The 2,588-nt window shown below is 66.0% G+C and carries 2 protein-coding genes and 1 pseudogene; 2 read left to right on the forward strand and 1 reads right to left on the reverse strand.

Going from position 1 to position 2,588, the window contains the following annotated elements; genetic code table 11:
• Window positions 1-263, reverse strand: a pseudogene (locus IE318_RS44210) (Zn-dependent alcohol dehydrogenase); the annotation flags it as partial.
• Window positions 264-890: 627 nt separating this feature from the next.
• Between IE318_RS44210 and IE318_RS44215 the strand changes: the two are divergent.
• Together IE318_RS44215 and IE318_RS44220 are read left to right on the forward strand one after the other, a co-directional pair.
• Window positions 891-1,361, forward strand: coding sequence for an ATP-binding protein (locus IE318_RS44215; RefSeq protein ID WP_189908467.1), 471 nt, complete (start codon window positions 891-893; stop codon window positions 1,359-1,361).
• A gap of 426 nt (window positions 1,362-1,787) precedes the next feature.
• On the forward strand, window positions 1,788-2,204 hold the full coding sequence (locus tag IE318_RS44220; protein WP_189908468.1) for a hypothetical protein: 417 nt from the start codon (window positions 1,788-1,790) through the stop codon (window positions 2,202-2,204).
• Window positions 2,205-2,588 lie beyond the last annotated feature (384 nt).

A 2,588-nucleotide genomic window follows, 5' to 3' on the forward strand; every position in this document is an offset into this window, starting at 1 on the left:
TCCTCGATGCATCGCTGCGTGTGGCCGAGCCGGCACTGTTCGCATTCACCACCGTAAATGGTGGGCTCGACGAACCACTCTCGCCCTTCGGCATCGATGCCCGCGAACTCGTGCCCGTACACAAATCCAGAGACTCCCGCCGTGACGAAACTGACATCCGTTCCGCAGATCCCTGCTGAGACGACCGACAGGCACACACCATCCCCTGTTGGTTCCGGCACATCGACAGTCTGTATGCCGCCATTGTTCATGACCGCGCGCATCGCATCCTCACTTCACACTCTCACGCGTTGACCGGGAGATCCCACTCGGCCGGTCCACCCCAATGACACGCCACCCACCGCTCAGCCGAAGTCCAAATCTGGCTTCGCGGGCGCCGACCTACTGGCCTGGGTCCCATCGCCAAGCACGTCGCGGCGGTGGACAACCCGCTCCGCACCACAGAACCTGAGAACCTTTGTAGCTGAACTTCTGCGCATCACCGGGTACATACCCGGCTCAGCTGCCCTTCGTTCCATGTGCCTATGTACATGTGAACGGCCGGTCCGCCACGACCAGCTGCGCCCGAAACCACCACTGTCAGACCGTTGCACAAGGATGATCCGTCTCAGCCGGTCCGGCTGGCAGCCGCGGCAGGACGCGTGCGGCAAGCGAATCCGTCGGACGACTCGCACAGCCTCGGGCACTGCCGGTGCCGGTGCCGGGAAAGGCCACCAGCCACCCTTGCGGGCCGGGCCCGCCAGGGTGGGACTGACAGTCCCTGGGTGCGTCAGGTCCTGGCTGACAGCCCTGCCCCACATGAGGCTGGTCAAAAGGTCACGGATCGGTCAGCCATCCAGATCCCTCGCAGACGCCGGTACCGTGCCACCGCTCGACAAGCGAGGCCCGTCATGCACCGATCCACAGACAAGCACTTCACCGCCGACACCAAATCCGTGCGCGCAGCCCGGCACTTCCTCGCGGCCACCCTCCTGGCATGGGACCGGACCGAACGCCTGGACGACCTGGTGCTGTGCCTGTCCGAACTCGCCTGCAACGCGGTCGATCACACCACCGTCTCCCCCGACGGCTTCACGGTACGACTGCACGCCGACTCCCACGGCATCCGCCTGGAGGTCCACGACACCCACCACGGCCAGATCACCGTCCAGCACCCCACCAACGAGGACACCTCCGGCCGAGGCCTGCTGATCGTCGACGAACTCTCCGACCAGTGGGGCGTGACGAACGAACGGCCCCGCGGCAAGATCGTCTGGGCACGCTTCGACTCCACGGCCGGCCACCACATCGACACCCGACCCCCGCACCGGACCGCACAACCAGCCGGCCACCGAGCAACACAAGCACAATGCCGCATCTGAACCACAATGCCGAGTGCCGCGTTCTACCACATGGCACCACTGCCAGATCACAACCGGGGAAGCCGGGCGGCCAGGCGTTTGAAGATCGGCACGCGGTCTCCCGCATTCGGTACCGACCGCGGCGCGTAGTCCGAGGCGGCGCACTGCAGCCGGAGTCGCTGGTCGTGTGGTGTACGGGATCAGGTGGCGGGACGACGCACCGGCAGGCCACACGGAACTATGGCGAAGAGGCCGCGCGTCTTATCGGACGCTCCGTTCTCGAGGTGCCGCTGGTGCAGAAGTGACGGAAGGCGAGTGTGCGGAGATGGCAACAGTCCAACCTGGCAGTGATCCTCTGCCGCCCCGGATGCTGAACGGCACCCTCATACCCCCTTCCGGTGACCCGGCCGGCCCGCCGACAGCGCCGAGCGCGAGGTGGCGGGGGTGATGTCGTGGAGCGCTGACCTGATCAGTGAGCTCAAGTGGTGGCAACGGGTGCTGCTGGCCGCGTGCCTGTGTGCTCTCGCGCTGTCGTTGTGGTTCCCCGCCAAGAAGATCCACCGGTACTTCGACGGGCAGCAGGCGACGACGGTGGGGTACGTGGACTGCGACATCAACGGCGGATGCCGGGGCGTATGGCGCCTGTCTGATGGGCAGCAGGGCAGGGGTGAGATCGAAGGTCTGGGCTTCGAAGCCAGTGAAGAGCTTGTGCCAGACATACCGCTGTACGCAGGCCGGGACTGGGCTGTCGCGGATTGGGCCGGCACCGACGGCTCTAAGCTGGTGGTTCAAGCAGTCATTGAATTCACCGGCATTGTGCTCGGCACGGCTTTCGTCCTCTTCCTCACCTGGATCAAGTGGTAGTGCGGACATGCGTCGAGCAGCCGGGACGCCTGTCGATGGCGTCCCGGTCAGCGAGTGACCGATGAGGGAAGACCTACCGCAGCCCATTGACGAACGCGCCGCTTGCGACGGTCGTGGCCAGCCTCTCGCGATCCCGCTGACACCGGACCAACGCCACGACAGCCTCTGCGCCCGACGCCCGGAGACGGCATGACCACCGTCACCCCCCGGCAGTCGACTGCTCCCTCCAGGTCGTCGAGGGGACGTTGATCCGTCGGACATCGACCACCTGCCCGGGGTCACGTCCGCGCGAGTGGTGTATCGACGGCCAGGCAGCGCTGTACCGCAGCCTGCTCGCGCACCGGCGGGTGCTGATCCTGCTCGACAACGCCCGCGACGCCGATC

Origin of the sequence: Streptomyces spiralis, from assembly GCF_014654675.1 — a bacterium.
Lineage (GTDB): Bacteria > Actinomycetota > Actinomycetes > Streptomycetales > Streptomycetaceae > Streptomyces > Streptomyces spiralis.